The organism is Methylocaldum sp., assembly GCF_035627495.1.
Taxonomy (GTDB): Bacteria; Pseudomonadota; Gammaproteobacteria; order Methylococcales; family Methylococcaceae; genus Methylocaldum.
This window is the reverse complement of record NZ_DASPLO010000209.1, coordinates 1-1,496: the sequence shown is the minus strand read 5'-3', so window position 1 is coordinate 1,496 and position 1,496 is coordinate 1. Positions and strand designations below refer to the sequence as shown.

Annotated in this window: 1 protein-coding gene; it reads right to left on the bottom strand. The window is 56.7% G+C overall.

The genetic code is table 11. From position 1 onward, the window contains the following. Window positions 1–153: 153 nt before the first annotated feature. Window positions 154–1,239, bottom strand: a complete 1,086-nt coding sequence (locus tag VEB01_RS20325) for an AI-2E family transporter (RefSeq protein ID WP_324878684.1) — start codon at window positions 1,237–1,239, stop codon at window positions 154–156. Window positions 1,240–1,496 lie beyond the last annotated feature (257 nt).

Sequence of the window (1,496 nt, the reverse complement as noted above, 5' to 3'; positions counted from 1 at the left end):
AGCGTTCCACGGCCGAGCGCGCCTCGGCCGTCAGTTTCACTGCGTATTTCTGGGTTCGCATGATCGTCTCCTGGCTTCCAGACAATCATCAGACCCAAGACATGACCAAACATTGCACTGCTACCGTGGCGAAGCACTAGCATCTTGCCGCGGTCACGCAGCCGCGTCGGTATCGGCCTTGCGTCCGGCTGCCGTGCGGTATCGCCAGATATCAATGAGTGCTACCGTCACGGCCAGGACGACCGGCCCCAATATCAGCCCGGACGCACCAAACAAGGCAAGTCCACCGATAATCGCCATGAATACGGGAAAGGTATGCAGGCGCAGCTTCCCCCCGACGAAGATGGGATAGAGCAGATTGTCGATCAGCGCGACCACGACACCGCCCCATATTGTCAAAATCAGGGCCTTCCCCCAATCGCCGTCGATGGCCAGCATGATAGCCGCGGGCACCCAGACCACAAACGGGCCCAGGATCGGGATTATGGCCAACAGCCCCATTACCACGCCCCATAGCACCGGGCCGGATAATCCCAGCCACCAGAACATGATCCCTCCCAGGAACCCCTGAACGATGGCTACCAGGAGGGTTCCGAATACGGTCGCCTGTACAGTATCCACCACCCGCGCGAATACCCTCTCCGTTTCCGCATGGGACAGCGGCGAAAGCGAGCGCAAAAGGTGCAGGAAGGCATACCGGTCGCGGAAGAAATAAAAGAGCGCGAAGAACGTGATCAGCAGCTGTATCCCGACCCCGATAGAGCCGGTTACGAATCCGGGTATGTGGGAGCGAATCTGCTCCACGAAGCGCACCGTTTCCTGACGCGGATTGAAATGCTTATCGATCCAACCCGCCACCGGCGCAATCCTACGATTGCGTTCGATAACGGCCTGCCACCTGTTGATCGCTGCTTCCGTCTTGACCAACTCGATATTTTGCGTTGCTTCAAGGGCTATTCGTTGAGCTAAAAGCATTGATGGGGCAACGATGATCAGTGCAACAATCACGACCGCCGCGCCGGCTGCCACACTTTCGCTCGGCAGATAGCGCTTGATCGTTCGATGCAAAGGATAGGTAATGATGGCGAGTGCCAGAGCCCACGCCAGCGCGGGCAGAAACGGGTAAACCAGGCGATAGCAGAGATAAAACGCAAGTCCCGTTATCAGGATGAGAATCATGGCCAGCATGCGTTCGCGTGTCAGCCATCCCTCATCGCCATCACGCCGCGAGTTTTCCATAATCGAGTCCGCCGTCTTTCGTTCCTGCCGGTCAAAGTGCCGGCTTGACTCCTTAGACAGCTGGATAGGCTGCCACGTATCCGCTACGAGAAAAGCGCCTTTAATTCTGAGTGGCCTTATTCCATTTTTCAATCTATAGTGCATTAATAATCCAAGACCAGGCGGTGATGGAATAGACGCGTGCGGGATCGTTTTCGAGATCCCGCAAGGCGTGCTCCAAGTGGTCTTCCAAAGCATCAAGGCTGTCAAAGACCCGG

Bases quoted from the DNA above. Each gene is read 5' to 3' on its own strand.
- VEB01_RS20325 (WP_324878684.1), bottom strand. From the start codon at position 1,239: ATGGAAAACTCGCGGCGTGATGGCGATGAGGGATGGCTGACACGCGAA.